We start from the raw sequence: 16,057 nt of genomic DNA, 5'->3' as shown, positions 1-16,057 counted from the left end.
CGCCCCTATGACGCCACGCCTGTCGCGCGCGCCCCGCGTCGGGGCGGGGGCCCTCCTGCCGATCCTGCTCGCCGGCTGCCTCGTCGGGCCGGACTACGCGCGCCCCTCCGTCGAGACGCCGCCCGCCTTCAAGGAGGGCGGGGCGCGGCCCGCCGGCATGCCGCCCCGCGCCTGGCGCCCGGCCCGGCCGCGGGACGAGGCGGACCGGGGCGACTGGTGGCGCGTGTTCCGCGATCCCGCCCTCGACCGCCTGATCCGCCTGATCGACGTCGACAACCAGAATCTCCGGGCCGCCGTCGCCGCCTACCGGCAGGCCCGGGCGCTCGTGCAGGAATCCCGCGCCCAGCTCTTCCCGACGGTGCTCGGCGCGCCCGGCATCAGCCGCTCGAGCACGGCCGGGATCGAGCGCACGACCCTGACGCTCCAGGGCTCGGCGAGCTGGGAGCTCGACCTGTTCGGCCGCATCCGGCGCCTGATCGAGAGCGACGTCGCGGCCGCCCAGGCCAGCGCCGCCGACCTCGCGGCGGTCCGCCTCGCCAACCAGGCCGAGCTCGCCTCCGCGTACTACCAGCTGCGCTACCAGGAGGCGCTGCAGCGGCTCCTCGACCAGACCGTGCAGGCCTACCAGCGCTCGCTGGCGATCACCCAGAACCAGTACGCCGCCGGGGTCGCGGCCCGCTCCGACGTGATCACGGCCCAGACCCAGCTCCAGTCCACCCAGGCCCAGGCCATCGCGGTGGGGTTGCAGCGGGCGAACCTCGAGCACGCCATCGCGACCCTGATCGGCCGGCCGCCCTCGGAGCTGACGCTCGCCCGCGGCACCCTGCCGGTGCGCCCGCCGGGCGTGCCGGTGAGCGTGCCCTCGGACCTCCTTGAGCGCCGCCCCGACATCGCCGAGGCCGAGCGCCGCGTGCAGTCGCAGAGCGAGCAGATCGGCGTCGCGGTGGCGGCCTTCTACCCGACCGTCACCCTGTCGGCGAACGGCGGCATCGCGGGCGATCCGGCCCGCGCCTTCTTCTCGGCCGCCAACACCTTCTGGTCGGTGGCGGCCAACGGCAGCCAGACCCTGTTCGACGGCGGCGCCCGCACCGCCGCCCTCCAGGCCGTGGAGGCCGCCTACGACGCGAGCGTCGCGACCTACCGCCAGACGGTGCTCACCGCCTTCCAGGAGGTCGAGAACGGGCTCGCCGGCCAGCGCATCCTGACCCGGCAGGCCGCCGCCCAGGACGTGGCGGTGCAATCCTCCCGCCGGGCGGTGGAGATCGCCCTCAACGAGTACCGGGCCGGCACCCAGAACTACACCACGGTGGTGACCGCCCAGGCGCTGGAGCTGAACAACGAGGTCACGGCGCTCCTGATCCGGCTCAACCGCTTCACCAACGCGGTCGCGCTGATCCGGGCCCTGGGCGGGGGCTGGGACACCCGCAGCCTGCCGGGCGGGGAGGAGCTGAAGCAGTTCCGGCCGCTGCCGATCGACGACGGGCAGGCGCCGCGGCCCGACGAGTAGCCGCGGCCCGGCGAGGTGCCGCGGCCCGGTCCCGGGCCGCCCTAACCGGCGCGGCGCGGCCGCAGCCCCTGCAACTCGTCATGGTGCAGCAGCAGCACGTCGGTCGCCCCGGCGAGCTTGCGGGCGGCCGGCGTGAAGCCGGCATTCGACACCACGGCGGCGCGGTCGGCGTTCCAGTAGCCGCGGGCCGCCACCACCTCCTGCACGGCGCCGTTGCCGACCGGCTTCGCGTAGCGCTTGCACTGCACCACCAGGCGCACGCCGTCGCGCTCGGCCACGATGTCGGCGCCCTGGTCGCCGGCGGCCCGGGTGGTGCGGGCGTTCCAGCCGGCGCGCTCCAGGAGGGCGGCGCAGAAGCGCTCGTAGGCGAGGCCGTCGTCGGGCAGGAGGGCGGTCTCGTCCGGGACCTCGGCCAGGGAGGCGGCCTCCACGATGCCCAGCACCTCCTCCCAGCGCGCCTCCACGAGGTCGCCGTAGCCCTCCGCCTCCAGGCGCGGCAGGATCGTGCGCTCGGCGAAGTAGGTGCGCTCGCGCAGCCAGCCGTCCAGGATCTCGTTGCCGTAGGCGTCGACGAAGGTCTCCTGGCGGCGGCGCAGGCTCAGGGTGCCGGCGTGGCGCCGCGCGAGGGCGCGCACCCGCCGCCGGAAGCGGCCGCCGCGCCCGAGGCGATGCAGCACGATCCCCAGCACCACCACGCCCGCGACGGCGAGCGCGGCCCGGCCGAACCACAGGCTCGCGACGCCGCCGGCCACGATCGGCCAGAACAGGCGGTCGGCGATGCTGCGCGGCGCGGCCATGGAATCCCCTCCTCGGTGCCGCACTGTCGCTCCCGGGCCGTTGCGCGGGCACTAAGGGCGCGCGGGCGCGATGGCCGATCCGGGCGGCATCCACAGGCGACTTGGTGGGCGCGGCGCGGCTCGCGGCGCGGCGCGACCGGCGGGCGATCCGGGCGGGCGGCCGCTCACGGGAGCGTGTCGACGCGTCGCCCTCCGGGTGCTTGCGCGGCGGGCCGTCCTCGTCCGATCCTTGCATCCTCCACCCTTCGCCGGCCGGCGCGCGGGAGACCCCGGATGAAATCATGCTTCGCCGCACTGCTCGCCTGCGTGCTGGTGGCCGGCTCCGCCCTCGCCGCCGAGCCGGCGACGGAGGTCGACGTCGCGCTGGTGCTGGCCGTGGACGTGTCGCTGTCGATGACGTCCGACGAGCAGGCGGTGCAGCGGGACGGCTACGTGGCGGCCTTCCGGTCGGCAGCCGTGCACCAGGCGATCCACCAGGGCCTCGTCGGCCGGATCGCCGTCACCTACGTCGAGTGGGCGGGGGTCGGCAACCAGCGGGTGGTGGTGCCCTGGACCGTCATCGCCGGGCCGGAGGATGCCGGCGGCTTCGCGGAGCGGCTGGAGCAGAGCCCGCCGCGGCGCTCGACCTGGACCTCGATCGCGAGCGCCATCGACTTCTCGGTCGGGCTCCTCGGCAGCACCGCCTTCGAGGCGGGCCGGCGGGTGATCGACGTCTCGGGCGACGGCCCCAACAACCAGGGCCGGTCGGTCACGAAGGCGCGGGACGACGCCGTGCGCCAGGGCATCGTGATCAACGGCCTGCCGCTGATGATCCGCGAGCCCAGCGGGCCGTGGGACATCAAGGACCTCGACCTCTACTACCGGGACTGCGTCATCGGCGGCAGCGGCAGCTTCATGGTGCCGGTGCGCGAGCGCGAGCAGTTCGCGGCGGCCATCCGCACCAAGATCATCCGCGAGGTCGCCGACCGCGACGCCGGACCCCTGGTGCGGCCCGCGCAGGGCGAGCCGCGCGCCAACTGCTTCATCGGCGAGCGGCCGAACCCCGACTGGGATTGAGGCGCGTCCCGCCGCGCCGGGTCCGCGCGCGGGCCCGGCGAGGGTCGCGCGGCGCTCAGGCCTCGGCCGCGCCGGCGCGACGGCGGCGCGGGGCGGCCGCCTCGTCCGAGGCGGCCGGGCGGCCCTGCGACTTGCGCCGCTGCTGGCCCAGTCCCATCGTCTTGGCGAGTTCCGAGCGGGCCGCCGCGTAGTTCGGCGCCACCATCGGGTAGTCGGGCGACAGGTTCCAGCGCGCCCTGTAATCCTCCGGCGAGAGCCCGTACCGGGTGCGCAGGTGGCGCTTCAGCGACTTGAACTTCTTGCCGTCCTCGAGGCAGACCAGGTAGTCCGGCATGATCGACTTCTTGACCGGAACGGCCGGGGTGAGCGGCTCGGCCTTGGCGGCGGCGGGCCCGGCTCCGAGCGCCCCGAGGGTGCTGTGGACCGATGCGATCAGGGCGGGCAGGTCCGTCACCTGAATCGAGTTGTTGCTCACGAAAGCCGACACAATGTCGGCGGCCAGTTCGATGTAATCCGTCGACGTCTCACTCTCACCCATCATGCGGACCCTCTGTGCGGGCTAGATGCCAAAACCGCTTAGACATTCCCGCCTCAGGATTCGCATGCCGCGGAGCCGGCCTGTCTTAGCTGCCCTCAGCAACTATTGCGTCGGCGCCGTCGTCGCAAGAGAAAAAAGGAAAGAGGCGAGCCTTGTCGTCAAGCTCCGGTTGAATTTCTTGTTGAAGCCCCGGGGCGTGGAGCCTGTGCTGGCGTGAGCGTTGCCGTGGGTGGGCTCGATCTGAGGTGCTGTGGGGAGGGACCAGCGTGCACCTTGGGTTATGCCGGGCCCGCAGCCTCCGGGCGGGCGACACAACGCGAGAAGATCTCGCTGGTTCCCGGGCTTCCCCGTGGTCGCCCTACGCAATAAGGTGAAGCTCCCGCGGCCGGGTCCCGCAATTCCCGCGCCGGCAGGGCCAGTTGTGCGGGCGCGCACGAGCCGGGCAATTCTATCGCGGCCCATGGGGTTGCGCGATTCCCGGGTCCCGAGGCCTTGGCGGGGGACGTCCGCGCGGGCCTCGGGCCCGCCCCGGCGCGCGATCAGACCCGCGCCCGCTGCCTGTCGCCGGCCGGGTTCGGGGGGGCGACCTCCCGCAGCCGGGCGCCCCGCTCGAGCGCGGTCACGGCCAGGCAGCGGTCGCGGCCCCGCACCGCGTGCTCGCCGAGGGACCTCGCCCGGATGCCCTCCGGCATGCGCGGCAGCTTCGCCAGGAGGTCCCCGGAGATCAGCACCGGGGCGTCGAGGGTCCGGCAGAGCGCCTCCAGCCGGGCGGTGACGTTCACGGCGTCGCCGAAATACGCGATCTTGTGCCGGTCGACCCCGACCTCCGCGGTGACGACGGGGCCGCCGTGCAGGGCGGCGCGGATCTCCGGCACGGTGCCGAAGCGCTCCTCCCAGGCCGCCGCCTCGCGGGCCAGGCCGTCGCGGATCGCGAACACGCAGGCGACGCAGCGGGCGTCCTGGAGCCCCCGCGCCATGGGCCAGGTGATCAGCGCCATGTCGCCGATGAAGTCGTCGGTCGAGCCCTGGCAGCGCCGCACCGGCTCGGCCAGGGCGGCGAAGACCGTGCTGAGGAACGCCTGCGCCTTGAGGGCGCCGTGGGTCTCCGCGTAGGCGGTGGAGCCGACCACGTCGACGAACAGGAAGATGCGCTCCTCCTCGACCGGCTTGTGGTAGCGCCCGACCAGCAGGTTGACGAAGATCTCGGCGCCGATCAGGTCGCGCATGCGCACGACGAAGACCAGCAGGGCCGAGACCGCGAGCGCGTAGACGAGGACCCGCAGCGAGGGGATCACCGCCTCGGCGAAGGGCTCCGGGCTCAGGCCGGTGCTCCACACCACCACGCCGCCGATGGCGTGGCCGAGCGTGATCATCCCCACGTAGGCGAGCTCGGCGATGGGCACGTACAGGAAGGTCGGCAGCCGGCGCAGGCGGGCCTGGAGCCCCGGCATCAGGGTGCCCCGCTCCAGCGTCAGGGCGCAGGCGCCGGTGCAGAAGCCGTAGATCGCGGCGACGAGCGGGATGCCGTTCTTGAAGATGGCGTCGTAGAGGAGCCCCGCCCCCGCGCTCAGGAGCAGGATGCCGATCCAGAACCAGACGTGCTGCGGGATCGGGACCGAGGTGGGCCGCGCCAGGGCGGCGAGGCGTGCGAGCGCGCCCCGGGGCGGTGGGGCCGAGTCCTCCGAGGGGGTGCGGTCGAAGGGATCGGCACGCGACACGGCGGGGGTCTCCTTCGGGGAACACCCCGCGAACCGGGCCCGGTTCTCCGCGCGGTGTCACGGGGCTCGCAGAAAAATCACCCAGGATCAAGGAGGAGCGGGCAGGATGGCGAGACCACACCGCGCCGTCCCGCCCGGCCGTTCCGGGCCGCCCGGCAGTTCAGCGGTGATTCGCGCCGTTTTCAGGGCGCCGGCGCGCGATCCGGGATCTTGCGGGATCCCGGCCGGCGCCCGGATCTGCTGTGGGCGCAACCTGAGCAGGCAACAAGGAACCCTTTTCTCCATGGTTGCGTTTGGAGGGCGACCTCGAGCCCAGCCGGGAGATCCCCATGCAGTACCGCCTCGTCACCCTCGCGACCCTCGCGGCCCTCGCCGCGGTTCCGGCCCTCGCCGAGGACGTCACGGTGATCCGCCGCGACTCCGCCCCCGTCGAGCGCGACACCGTGGTGGAGAAGCGCTCGGTCGAGTCGACCGGCTCCGTCGGCGGTTGCGACACCAAGACGGTGAGGAAGACCAACGAGTTCGGCGACACCAAGACCGTCCACAGCGAGCGCTGCGACTGATCCCCGGCAGGGGAGGGGGCGGCCCGGGCCGCCCCGCGACGCAGACCGCCGGCCGCCGCGGCCGGATGCCTGGCCCCGCCGCGGCGCTACTTCAGCAGGCGGGCGAGCGCACGGCCGGCCGGGGTCCTCAGCTCCTTGGCGTCGAGCGTGCCGTCGTTGTCGGGGTCGGCGGCCTTGAAGCGGGCTTCCACCAGGGTGAGGTACTCGTCCTTCGTCAGGGTGCCGTCGTTGTCGGGGTCGGCCTGCTTCAGGTCCTTGCGGCTGACCCGGCCCTGGAGCTCCTTGGTGTCGAGGGTGCTGTCGCGGTCCTTCTCCAGCTTGTCGAACAGCGCCCCGGCCGCCGCCTTCGCCTCGGCGAGGTCGATGGTGCCGTCCGAGTCGGTGTCGACGGCCGCGATGGTGCGGTCGGTCTTGGGCTTGGCCAGCGCCTGGGCCGAGAGGGCGAGCGGAGCCGCCGCCAGGAGGGCGGTCAGCAGGGCGGCCTTGCGGAACGATGCAGTCATGATGGCGTCAGTCTCCGTCGCGGTGTCGTCGGCCGATGGGGCCGCGTGCCCTCCAGGCGGGCGCAACGGCCGGCACGGCGATCTCCTACCTAATCATCCGGCCAAGCCCGGCCAAGCCCGGAGCCCCGCCGAGCCCGGAGCCCCGCCGAGCCCGACACGGCCAAGCCCGACGCGGCCCGGCCGTGCGGCGGGGACGGGTTCAGGCCTCGACGCGCTGGGCCAGCACCTTGTCGACCCGGCGGCTGTCCATGTCCACGACCTCGAAGCGCCAGCCGTTGCGCTCGAAGTTGTCGCCGGCGGTCGGGATGCGGCCGAGCTGGAAGATCACGAAGCCCGCGAAGGTGGAGAAGTCGTCGCTGTCGGGGCGCTCGGAGAAGCCCAGGCGCTCGAAGGCGTCGACGGCCGGCATCATGCCGTCGATGAGGAGCGAGCCGTCGGCCCGCTCGACCACGCTCGGCTCGTCGTCGTCGGTCTCCGGGATGTCGCCCGCGATGGCCTCCAGGAGGTCGGTCTGGGTGACGATGCCCTCCAGGCTGCCGTACTCGTCGACCACGATGGCCATCCGGACGGGCTTGGCCTTGAAGGTCTCCAGGACCCTGAGGATCGCCATGCCCTCGTGGACCACGATGGGCTCGCGGATGATGGCGTCGAGGTTGATCGGCGTGCCGTCGAGGAGCTGGTTGAGGATGTCCTGCTTGCGCAGCACGCCCACGATCTCGTGGATCTCGCCCCGGCTCGCCACCAGCTGCTCGTGACGGCAGGCCCGGATCGTCGCCAGCACCGCCTCGCGGGAATCCTCCACGTCGATCCAGTCGACCTCGTGGCGCGGGGTCATGATGTCGCGGATGCGGCGCACGCCGATGCCGAAGATGCGCGCCACCGCCTCCTGCTGGGCCTCCTGGATCAGGCCGGCCTCCTGGCTCGCCGCGACGAGGAGCGTCAGCTCGGCCGGGGAGTGCAGCGAGTCCTCGCCCGAGCCGGGCTGGAGCCCGCACAGGCGCAGGACGCCGTTGCCGAGCCCGTTCAGGAACAGGATGGCCGGCCGGAAGATCAGCAGGAACACCCGCAGGGGGCCGACGATCGCGAGGGCGGTCCGCTCGCTGCGCTGGAGCGCCAGGCTCTTGGGCGCGAGCTCCCCCAGCACGATGTGCAGCGCCGTGATGATCACGAAGGACACCGCCACCGCGACGGCGTGGGCGCCCACGATGCCGAGCAGGCCCGGCAGCCAGGACAGGAGCGGCTCGATCAGGTGGGCGAGCGCCGGCTCGCCGACCCAGCCGAGGGCGAGCGACGAGATGGTGATGCCGAGCTGCGTCGCCGCGAGGTGCGCGTCGAGGTGGTCGACGGCCCGTTGCAGCGCGCTCGCCTGGGCCCGCTTCTCGGCGACGAGCTCCTGAACCCGGCTGCGCCGCACCGCCACGAGGGCGAACTCGGCTGCGACGAAGAACCCGTTCGCGAAGACCAGGAACACGATGGCGAACAGGCCGAGGCCCGTTCCCCAAGGATTGTCGGAGAAAATCACCGCCTCCCGTGGCGCAGACGGCCGCGCACGGTCGGACCGCAGCCGCGCCCCTCATAGCAAGTCTTCCCCCCGGCCGGCTATCCGCCGGATGCCGGAGCGGGCCGTCCTCCACCGGTACGGCCCGCGCGCCTCAGAGCACGACGTGCTGGCTGAAGGTCTCGGGGCGGAAGGGCAGCTTGAACTGCACGCCGATGCCGCCCTCGAGGTGGCGCACCACCGTGGCGAAGCGCTTGCCGGCCGTCACCACGCTGCCGACCTCCGGCTGCGCCGCGAGGGCGATGGCGGCCCCGGTCATCGACAGGTCGAGGATGGTGCCGGCCACGCAGGTGCCGTCGGGCAGGCGGACCTCCACGGCGGTCGCCGCCGGCACGATGCGGGCGTGGCGGCGCTGGTCGACCCGCTCGCCGGCGTGGGCCGCCGCCCAGGCGAGCCGCGCCGCGAGCCGTGCGCGCCGCTCGGGCCCGACCTCGACCGCGACCCGGAAGCCGTCGGGCATCGTGCTGCGGATCGTCCCCGAGAGGGCCCCGACGTCGTCGAGGTAGATCGTCACCGGATCCCCCGCGAGGCCCGCGACCGGGGCGACGATCTCGGCCTCGTCCAGCGAGAGGCTGCGGGCGAGGCAGCAATGCTCCTCGCCGCTCGCCATCAGGCAGCGCCCGCTGACCCGGAAGGCCATGGGCGGGACCGCGGGCGCGTCCGGGGCGGCGGCCAGGGCCGGATGCCCCGGGATCCCGGCCGGACCCTGCGTACTGGAATTGAAGATCATGGATGATACAACCCACGCTTTAGGTCCGTACGCTAACGGGCAATGCCGGGCGCCGCCCTCCCCCGGACGGGGTGACTTGCCGGGATGGTTAACGGGGCGTGACGATCCGGCGCCCCTGACCCCGGGGGAGAGACCTCGGGGACGGGCCCCGGCGGCGTCCCCCGCCGAGGGCGGCGCCGGCTCTCCCCTGGATGGCGCGCGCGTCGGGCCGGCGCCCGGTTGCCGGATGTTGGTGCACGGCCACGCTTCCTGCTAGGAAATCGGGCGCGCCGGCTCCGGGCGGCGCGCGGGGGCCCCGGACGGGGCGGCGCGCGCCGGGGATCGGCGCGGAGGTCGCGGATGAAGCTCGACGCGCTGACGCTGATGGCCGTGACGGTCTTCGTGACCTTCATCGTCGGCGTGCTCTTCCTCGTCTCGTGGAACCAGGCCCGGCGCACGCGCGCCCTCGGCGTGCTCGGCCTCGCCCACCTCGTGGGCGCGCTCGCCTCCGCGCTCCTGTGCGTGCGCGGCCTCGTGCCGGACTGGCTCTCGATCGGGCTCGCCAACGCGCTGATGCTCGCCGCCTACGGGCTGATCTGGGGCGGCGCCCGCGCCTTCGAGGGCCGGCGACTGCCCGTCCGCGCGATCGCCGCGGGCCCGCTCGCCTGGGCGGCGGCCTGCGCGGTGCCGGCCTTCTACGCCGCGATCGAGGCCCGGATCGCCCTGGCCTCGGGCGTCGCCGGCCTCTACTGCCTGCTCGCCGCCGGGGAGATCTGGCGCGGCCGGGCCGAGCCCCTGGCCTCGCGCTACCCGACCGCGTTCCTGCTCGCCAGCGAGGCCGTGCTCTACTGGGTCCGCATCCCGGCGACCTTCGTGGCCCCGCCGCCGCCCACCGGCACCCCGCTCGCGTCGCCCTGGATCGCCATCCTGTGCTTCGGGGCCCTGCTCTACACGGTGGCGGTCGCCTTCCTGTTCATGGCGCTCGCCAAGGAGCGCCTCGAGCGCGAGCAGCGCCTGGTGGCCGAGACCGACCCGCTCACCGGCGTCGCCAACCGCCGCTCCCTCGCGGCCCACGCCGCCCGGCTGCTGGCGGCGCGGCCGGCGGTGCTGCTGCTCTTCGACCTCGACCACTTCAAGCGCATCAACGACACCTGGGGCCACGCCGCCGGCGACGCGGTGCTGGTCGGGTTCTGCGCGGCCGCCCAGGCGGTGCTGCCGCGGCAGGCGGTGTTCGGCCGCCTCGGCGGCGAGGAGTTCGCCTGCCTGCTCCCCGGGGCGACCCAGGCGGAGGCGGACGCGCTCGCCGAGACGATGCGCCGGGCCATCGCGGCCATGCGCCCGGACCTGCTGCCGGGCCTCGCCGTCACGGTGAGCGTCGGGCTCGCCGCGGGCGGGCGCGACTTCGAGGCCCTGCTGTCCCGGGCCGACCGGGCGCTCTACCGGGCGAAGGCGCTGGGGCGCAACCGGGTGGTGTGGGCGGGGGCCGCGCTGCGGGCGGCGGCGTGACGGGGCGGGCCCTCGCCCGCCCCCGCCTCAGGGCCCCGGCGGCCGCGCGGCGTCGAGGGCGTCCCGCACCGCATCCATCGTCGGCCGCGCCGAGACGTCGGGCTGCACGCAGGCCCGCTCCAGGCGGCGCAGGGCGTCCGCTGCCGCGGGCTCCGGCGCGCAGAGCGCGAGCAGCTCGCCGAGGAGCAGGCCCCAGGCCCGCACCTCGATCCGCCGCAAGGCGTCGCCCGCGCGGCCGGCCGGCAGCCCGGAGGCCGCGCCGAAGTCGCTCAGCCGCGCCTCGCCCGCCGCGCCGTCCCAGACCACGTTGTGACCGTAGAGGTCGCCGTGGCCGAGCCCGCGGGCGTGCAGGTGGCCCGCGGCCGCCGCGACCGCGGTCGCGATGCGCACCGCGCAGGCCGGCGCCAGCCGCAGCCCGGGATCGTAGACGTCGCGGCTGCAGCTCGACAGGCTCGGCGGGCCGGCGAGCGGGCGCCAGCCGTCCGGCAGGAGCGGCATGACGAGGCCCTGGGCCCCGTCCGGGTGGCCCGCCAGCCGGCCGAGGCCGCCCGTCAGGTTCGGGTGCTCCCCGGCGGCCAGGCAGGCGGCCATCTCCCGCTCGGGGAGGCCGTCGCTCGTCATCGCGCCCTTGAACAGCTTGAGCGCCACGGTGCGCCCGGGCCCCGGGCCCTGCCGCCAGCGGGCGCGGTGCACCTGCCCGGACGCGCCCTCGCCGAGGCGCGCGCCGAGCGCGAGCCGCGACCAGGGCACGAGGGGCACGTCGGGCGGGACCGCCCCTGGCTCGAGGGGGTTTCCGGCCCACGAGACCCAGGCGAGGCCCGGCAGCGCGAGCAGCCATTCCGGAAGGGCCTCCATGCGGTTGGCCGCGAGCCGCACCAGTTCGAGGCGGCGCGCGCCCGCGAGCGTGGCCGGCAGCGCCGTGAGGCGGTTGCCCGACAGCATGAGCTTCTGGAGCAGCGGGCGCTCCCCCAGGCGGTCCGGCAGCCGCTCGATCCGGTTGTCCGTGAGGGTGAGCCAGCGCAGGGCGGGCGGAAGCGCCTCGCCCGGGACCTCGCGCAGGCCCGTCCCGCGGAACCCGATCTGGCTCAGGGACCGGCACTCCCCGAGCACCGGCGGCAGCCGCGCGAAGCGGTTGCCGGAGCAGAACAGCACCCGGAGCTTGCGGAGCCGGCCGAGCTCGTCCGGCAGGTCGCTCAGGGTGCCGCCGCTCAGGTCCAGGAGCTCGAGCGTGTCGGCGAGGCCGAGGATCTCGCGGGGGAACTCGGCGAGGCCGCCCGTGAGGCGCAGCTCCCGCGCCCCGGCGAGGTCGCCCCGCCGGAGCGCGTGCAGCACGTCGGACATCGGGGCCTGGATCGTCATGCCGTCGACCTGCGGGGCGAAGATGAGCGAGCCCCCGCGCCGCCTGGCGCGCCGCGGGCTCCCCGACGATCCTGTACAAGGGGCGGGGCCGGCCCCGCAACGCCGGCGCGGTCCCGCCCGCCGTCCGGGCGGCCGCCGGCCGGACCGCCCGCCCGGAGACCTTTCAGGAGTGGTCATGGACCCGTGGCACTCGTCGTGGCGCGCCTGGGCGCTCCTCTCGGCCGTCTTCGCGGCGCTCACCGCCATCTTCGCCAAGGTCGGCGTCGAGAACGTCCCGTCGGACTTCGCCACCTTCGTCCGCACGGTCGTGATCCTGTGCGTGCTCGGCGCGATCCTGGCCGGGACCGGCCAGTGGCAGCCGCTCGGATCGGTCCCGGGACGCACCTACCTGTTCCTGGTGCTGTCCGGCCTGGCGACGGGCGCCTCGTGGATCTGCTACTTCCGGGCCCTGAAGCTCGGCGACGCCGCCCGGGTCGCGCCCATCGACAAGCTCAGCGTCGTCCTGGTCGCGCTGTTCGGGGTCGCGGTCCTGGGGGAGCGCCTGTCGGGCCCGAACTGGCTGGGGGTGGGTCTGATCGCGGCAGGGGCGGTCCTCGTCGCCCACAAAGGGTGACGGCCCTCGTCCCGGGCCCCCTTCTATCCCCGCCGCATCAGCTCCGCCACCGCCTCCTCCTCGGCCGCCGACAGGCCGGCGGGCGGGGACGGCCTGCGCCGCCGGGCGAGGCGCCACAGGGCGAGCCCGCCGATGCCGACGACCAGGGCCGGCGTCAGCCAGAGCAGGGCGGTGTGCCAGGCCAGCACCGGGCGCAGCAGCACGAACTCGCCGTAGCGGCGCACCACGTAGGCGACCACGGCGTCGTCGCCGTCGCCCTTGCCGAGGCGCTCGCGCACGATCAGGCGCAGGTCGCGGGCGAGCGGCGCGTCGGAATCGTCGATCGACTGGTTCTGGCACACGAGGCAGCGCAGGCCCGCCGAGATCGCCCGGGCCCGCGCCTCGAGCCCCGGGTCGCGCATCACCTCGTCGGGCTGGACCGCGGCGGCGGGCCCGGCGAGCCCCAGGGGCAGCGCCGGCAGGGCGGCGAGGAGGCCGGCGAGCACCGGCAGGGCGCGGCGGAGGGGGGCGCGCACCGGCCTACTCCGCCGGCACCGAGTGGGGCGCCACCCGCTCGGGTCGCCGCGCCGCCGCGCGCAGGGCCGGCGCCCCGACCCGGAAGCGGCGGTCGGTGAGGGAGAGCCCGCCGCCGAGCGCCATCACGACGGCGCCGAGCCAGATCAGCAGGACCAGCGGCTTGTAGTAGAGGCGCAGGCCCACGCTGCCGTCGGCCTGGGTCTCGCCGACGCTGGCGTAGACCTGGCTCGCCCCGAGGGTGAGGAGGCCGGCCTCGCTCACCGACATGTTGCGGGAGGCGTAGAAGCGCTTGCCGGGTTCCAGGGTGCCCACCGGGTCGCCGTCCCGGGCGCGGATCGTCAGGCGCGCCACCGTCTCGGTGTAGTTCGGGCCGGTGCGGGGCACGATGCCGTCGAGGGCCGCCGTGTACGGGCCCGCCCCGATCCGCCCGCCCCGCGGCACGGTGGCGAGGGCCTCGACGCTCCAGGCCTGGGCGGCGATGCCGATCACCGTGATGCCGACGCCCGCATGCGCCAGCGCGGTGCCCCAGGCCGAGCGCGGCAGGCCCGCGGCGCGGCGCAGCGACAGCCCGAGGGAGCGGGCGCGGGCGCGGGTGAGGATCTCCATCGCGGCGCCGAGGATCAGGTAGGCGCCGAGCCCGATGCCGAGCGGCGCCGCCACCGGCCCGCCCCAGGTCAGCGCCACGGCGCCGAGGCCGAGCACGAGCGCGAGGCCGAAGGCGGCGAGCAGGCGCTGGCTCGCGGCCGCGATGTCCCCCCGCTTCCAGGCCAGGGTCTGGCCGAAGGGCACGACGAGGAGCAGCGGCACCGCGAGCGGCAGGAAGGTCAGGTTGAAGAACGGGGCCCCGACGGAGATCTTCTCCCCCGTCAGCGACTCGAGGACGAGCGGGTAGAGCGTGCCGACGAGGACGGTGGCGCAGGCCGCCGACAGGAAGAGGTTGTTCATCACGAGCGCGCCCTCGCGGGAGATGGGCGCGAAGAGCCCGCCCTGGCGCAGGCCGGGGGCCCGCCAGGCGTAGAGCGCGAGCGAGCCGCCGATGAACAGCACCAGGATGCCGAGGATGAAGGTGCCGCGGCTCGGATCGGTCGCGAAGGTGTGGACCGAGGTGAGCACGCCGGAGCGCACCAGGAAGGTGCCGAGCAGCGAGAGCGAGAAGGTCAGGATGGCGAGCAGCACCGTCCAGACCTTCAGGGCGTCGCGCTTCTCCATCACCACCGTGGAGTGCACGAGCGCCGTGCCGGCGAGCCAGGGCATCAGCGAGGCGTTCTCGACCGGGTCCCAGAACCACCAGCCGCCCCAGCCGAGCTCGTAATAGGCCCAGTACGAGCCCATGGCGATGCCCACGGTGAGGAAGCACCAGGCGATCAGCGTCCAGGGCCGCACCGCCCGCGCCCAGACCGCGTCGATCCGCCCCTCGATCAGGGCCGCGATGGCGAACGCGAAGGTGATCGAGAAGCCGACGTAGCCGAGGTAGAGGAGCGGCGGGTGGATCGCGAGGCCCGGGTCCTGGAGCAGCGGGTTGAGGTCCCGGCCCTCGACGGGCGCCGGGTTGAGGCGCGCGAACGGGTTCGAGGTCGTGAGGATGAAGAGCAGGAACACCACGGTGATCGCGGCCTGCACGCCGAGCGTGTTGGCCCTCAGCACCGGCGGCACCGCGTCCCGCGCGAGCGCGACCACGGCCCCGAACAGGGCCAGGATCAGCACCCAGAGCATCATCGAGCCCTCGTGGTTCCCCCAGACGCCGGAGATCTTGTAGATCAGCGGCTTCATCGAGTGGGAGTTCTCGAAGACGTTCTGGACCGAGAAATCCGACGTCACGTGAGCATACGTCAAGGCGCCGAACGCGAAAGCGATGCACACGAAGGTGGCGAGGGCCGCCGGGACGGTCACGCCGCGCAGCACCGGGTCCCCAGTGCGGCTCGCCCAGACCGGCATCACCATCTGCGTCAGCGACAGGGCGAGCGCCAGGGCGAGGGCGTAGTGACCAACCTCGATCAGCAAGGGAGCGGCCTTTCGGTAGGGGCGGCACGGCGCCCGGAGGGCGCGGCGGTGAGGCGCCCCGGGGCGGGGCGGCATCCTAGTCCGCTTCCGGGCCCGCGCCGCGAAGACCTTCCGCCGCATGCGCGCTTGCCGCCGCATGCGCGCGTGACGCGCGGACTGCCCGCGGGGCGCCCGGCGCGGACCGCCGGCCGGCGCGGACGCCGGGCGGGCTACTTGACGGCGGTCTGCGAGACCGTGCCGGGCGCCGCGCCCTCCTTCCAGCGGCCCTGCGCCTTCAGGGCATCGGCGACCTCGCGCGGCATGTAGGTCTCGTCGTGCTTGGCCAGCACCGTGTCGGCCCGGAAGACGCCGCCGGGCTCGAGCACCCCTTCGGCCACCACGCCCTGGCCCTCGCGGAAGAGGTCGGGCAGGAGGCCGCGGTAGCGCACAGGCACGGTCGAGCCGGTGTCGGTGACGGCGAATTCCACGCTCTCGTCGGGCCCGCGCCGCAGCGAGCCGTCCTTCACAAGGCCGCCGAGGCGGAAGCGGGTGCCGGGCGCCACCCTGTCGCCCGCCACCTCGGTGGGGGAGCGGAAGAACACGATGCTGTCGCGCATGGCCGAGAGCACGAGGCCGAGGGCCACGGCCAGGACGGCGCCGCAGACGGCGATGAGGACGAAGCGGCGGCGCTTGCGCGTCACGGCCGCGTCCCGCGGGCGGGCGGGCGCGGGGCCGCGCGGGGGCGGGGGGGCAGCGGCGCGGGCATCCTGGGCGTCTCCCGGCTCGCCGTCCCGGCGGACGGCTCTGGCGTCGAGGGCCGATCTCTACGCAGGTCGGCGGGGCTTTTCCACTCCGCCCTGCGGTCATCCCCGGGATGCCGCATCCCCCCGGCGTCGCGGCGCTCCGCCGGCCGGGCAGGAGAGCGTCGGTCCGGGAAGCGTCGGGCCGGGGAGCCCCGGCCCCGCGGCGAGGGGCGCGGGCGGCTCACCGGGCGGGCGCCTTCGCGGCTGCGGGCGGGAGCCCGAGCTCGCGGGCGACCGCCTCGAGGGGCGCGAGCGTCGCGGCGTCGGGGCCGAGGGCGGTCCGGGCCTGCGCGAGCGCCGTCTCGGCCCGCGGCCGCTCGCCGAGGACGCC

15 protein-coding genes are annotated in these 16,057 nt (G+C 74.8%); 5 read left to right on the top strand and 10 right to left on the bottom strand.

Features of this window, described 5'->3' with window-relative positions; translation table 11 throughout:
* The first annotated feature begins 7 nt into the window (after nucleotides 1-7).
* Nucleotides 8-1,507 (top strand): efflux transporter outer membrane subunit, encoded by a 1,500-nt coding sequence (locus DT057_RS11790; RefSeq protein ID WP_203236249.1) that lies wholly within the window; start codon nucleotides 8-10, stop codon nucleotides 1,505-1,507.
* 41 nt (nucleotides 1,508-1,548) lie between these two features.
* Here the strand turns inward: DT057_RS11790 and DT057_RS11785 are convergent, their stop codons facing one another.
* Nucleotides 1,549-2,304, bottom strand: coding sequence for a restriction endonuclease (locus DT057_RS11785; RefSeq protein WP_128562296.1), 756 nt, complete (start codon nucleotides 2,302-2,304; stop codon nucleotides 1,549-1,551).
* Between the two features lie 273 nt (nucleotides 2,305-2,577).
* Here DT057_RS11785 and DT057_RS11780 point away from each other — a divergent pair, with 273 nt between their 5' ends.
* A complete protein-coding gene (locus DT057_RS11780) occupies nucleotides 2,578-3,360 on the top strand; it encodes a DUF1194 domain-containing protein (protein ID WP_128562295.1) in 783 nt (260 codons plus the stop codon).
* 55 nt (nucleotides 3,361-3,415) lie between these two features.
* Here the strand turns inward: DT057_RS11780 and DT057_RS11775 are convergent, their stop codons facing one another.
* Nucleotides 3,416-3,898 (bottom strand): Ros/MucR family transcriptional regulator, encoded by a 483-nt coding sequence (locus tag DT057_RS11775; protein ID WP_128562335.1) that lies wholly within the window; start codon nucleotides 3,896-3,898, stop codon nucleotides 3,416-3,418.
* 539 nt (nucleotides 3,899-4,437) lie between these two features.
* Nucleotides 4,438-5,508, bottom strand: a complete 1,071-nt coding sequence (locus DT057_RS11770) for an adenylate/guanylate cyclase domain-containing protein (protein ID WP_407068084.1) — start codon at nucleotides 5,506-5,508, stop codon at nucleotides 4,438-4,440.
* Nucleotides 5,509-5,945: 437 nt separating this feature from the next.
* Here DT057_RS11770 and DT057_RS11765 point away from each other — a divergent pair, with 437 nt between their 5' ends.
* Complete coding sequence (locus DT057_RS11765; RefSeq protein WP_128562294.1) at nucleotides 5,946-6,179, top strand: hypothetical protein; 234 nt, start codon at nucleotides 5,946-5,948, stop codon at nucleotides 6,177-6,179.
* Nucleotides 6,180-6,265: 86 nt separating this feature from the next.
* On the opposite strand, the gene DT057_RS11760 is transcribed toward DT057_RS11765, so the two are convergent.
* The 3 genes from DT057_RS11760 to DT057_RS11750 all read right to left on the bottom strand — a co-directional run bounded on the left by DT057_RS11760 (nucleotide 6,266) and on the right by DT057_RS11750 (nucleotide 8,970).
* A complete protein-coding gene (locus DT057_RS11760; RefSeq protein WP_128562293.1) occupies nucleotides 6,266-6,682 on the bottom strand; it encodes an EF-hand domain-containing protein in 417 nt (138 codons plus the stop codon).
* A gap of 199 nt (nucleotides 6,683-6,881) precedes the next feature.
* The gene (locus DT057_RS11755; protein WP_128562292.1) at nucleotides 6,882-8,204 is read right to left on the bottom strand and encodes a hemolysin family protein; all 1,323 of its coding nucleotides are present in this window, start codon (nucleotides 8,202-8,204) and stop codon (nucleotides 6,882-6,884) included.
* Nucleotides 8,205-8,334: 130 nt separating this feature from the next.
* Nucleotides 8,335-8,970: a PilZ domain-containing protein gene (locus DT057_RS11750; protein WP_238313173.1), complete on the bottom strand. Its 636-nt coding sequence runs from the start codon at nucleotides 8,968-8,970 to the stop codon at nucleotides 8,335-8,337.
* Nucleotides 8,971-9,309: 339 nt separating this feature from the next.
* On the opposite strand from DT057_RS11750, the gene DT057_RS11745 reads away from it, so the two are divergent.
* Nucleotides 9,310-10,455 carry a GGDEF domain-containing protein gene (locus DT057_RS11745; protein WP_128562291.1) on the top strand — a complete coding sequence of 382 codons (1,146 nt, stop codon included), beginning with the start codon at nucleotides 9,310-9,312 and terminating at the stop codon, nucleotides 10,453-10,455.
* A gap of 27 nt (nucleotides 10,456-10,482) precedes the next feature.
* On the opposite strand, the gene DT057_RS11740 is transcribed toward DT057_RS11745, so the two are convergent.
* Nucleotides 10,483-11,814, bottom strand: coding sequence for a leucine-rich repeat-containing protein kinase family protein (locus tag DT057_RS11740; protein ID WP_128562290.1), 1,332 nt, complete (start codon nucleotides 11,812-11,814; stop codon nucleotides 10,483-10,485).
* A 175-nt stretch (nucleotides 11,815-11,989) separates the two neighbouring features.
* On the opposite strand from DT057_RS11740, the gene DT057_RS11735 reads away from it, so the two are divergent.
* Nucleotides 11,990-12,427 carry an EamA family transporter gene (locus DT057_RS11735; protein ID WP_128562289.1) on the top strand — a complete coding sequence of 146 codons (438 nt, stop codon included), beginning with the start codon at nucleotides 11,990-11,992 and terminating at the stop codon, nucleotides 12,425-12,427.
* A 23-nt stretch (nucleotides 12,428-12,450) separates the two neighbouring features.
* Here the strand turns inward: DT057_RS11735 and DT057_RS11730 are convergent, their stop codons facing one another.
* From DT057_RS11730 to ccmE, 3 genes are all read right to left on the bottom strand, one after another.
* Nucleotides 12,451-12,912: a cytochrome c-type biogenesis protein gene (locus DT057_RS11730; RefSeq protein ID WP_407068083.1), complete on the bottom strand. Its 462-nt coding sequence runs from the start codon at nucleotides 12,910-12,912 to the stop codon at nucleotides 12,451-12,453.
* Nucleotides 12,913-12,946: 34 nt separating this feature from the next.
* Nucleotides 12,947-14,944 (bottom strand): heme lyase CcmF/NrfE family subunit, encoded by a 1,998-nt coding sequence (locus DT057_RS11725; protein WP_128562287.1) that lies wholly within the window; start codon nucleotides 14,942-14,944, stop codon nucleotides 12,947-12,949.
* Nucleotides 14,945-15,153: 209 nt separating this feature from the next.
* Entirely contained in the window at nucleotides 15,154-15,624 is a 471-nt protein-coding gene (ccmE, locus tag DT057_RS11720) for a cytochrome c maturation protein CcmE (RefSeq protein ID WP_128562286.1), read from the bottom strand.
* Nucleotides 15,625-16,057: the final 433 nt, after the last annotated feature.

It is taken from the genome of Methylobacterium crusticola (assembly GCF_003574465.1).
Classification (GTDB): Bacteria; Pseudomonadota; Alphaproteobacteria; order Rhizobiales; family Beijerinckiaceae; genus Methylobacterium; species Methylobacterium crusticola.
This window is presented reverse-complemented; position numbering and strand designations above follow the sequence as displayed.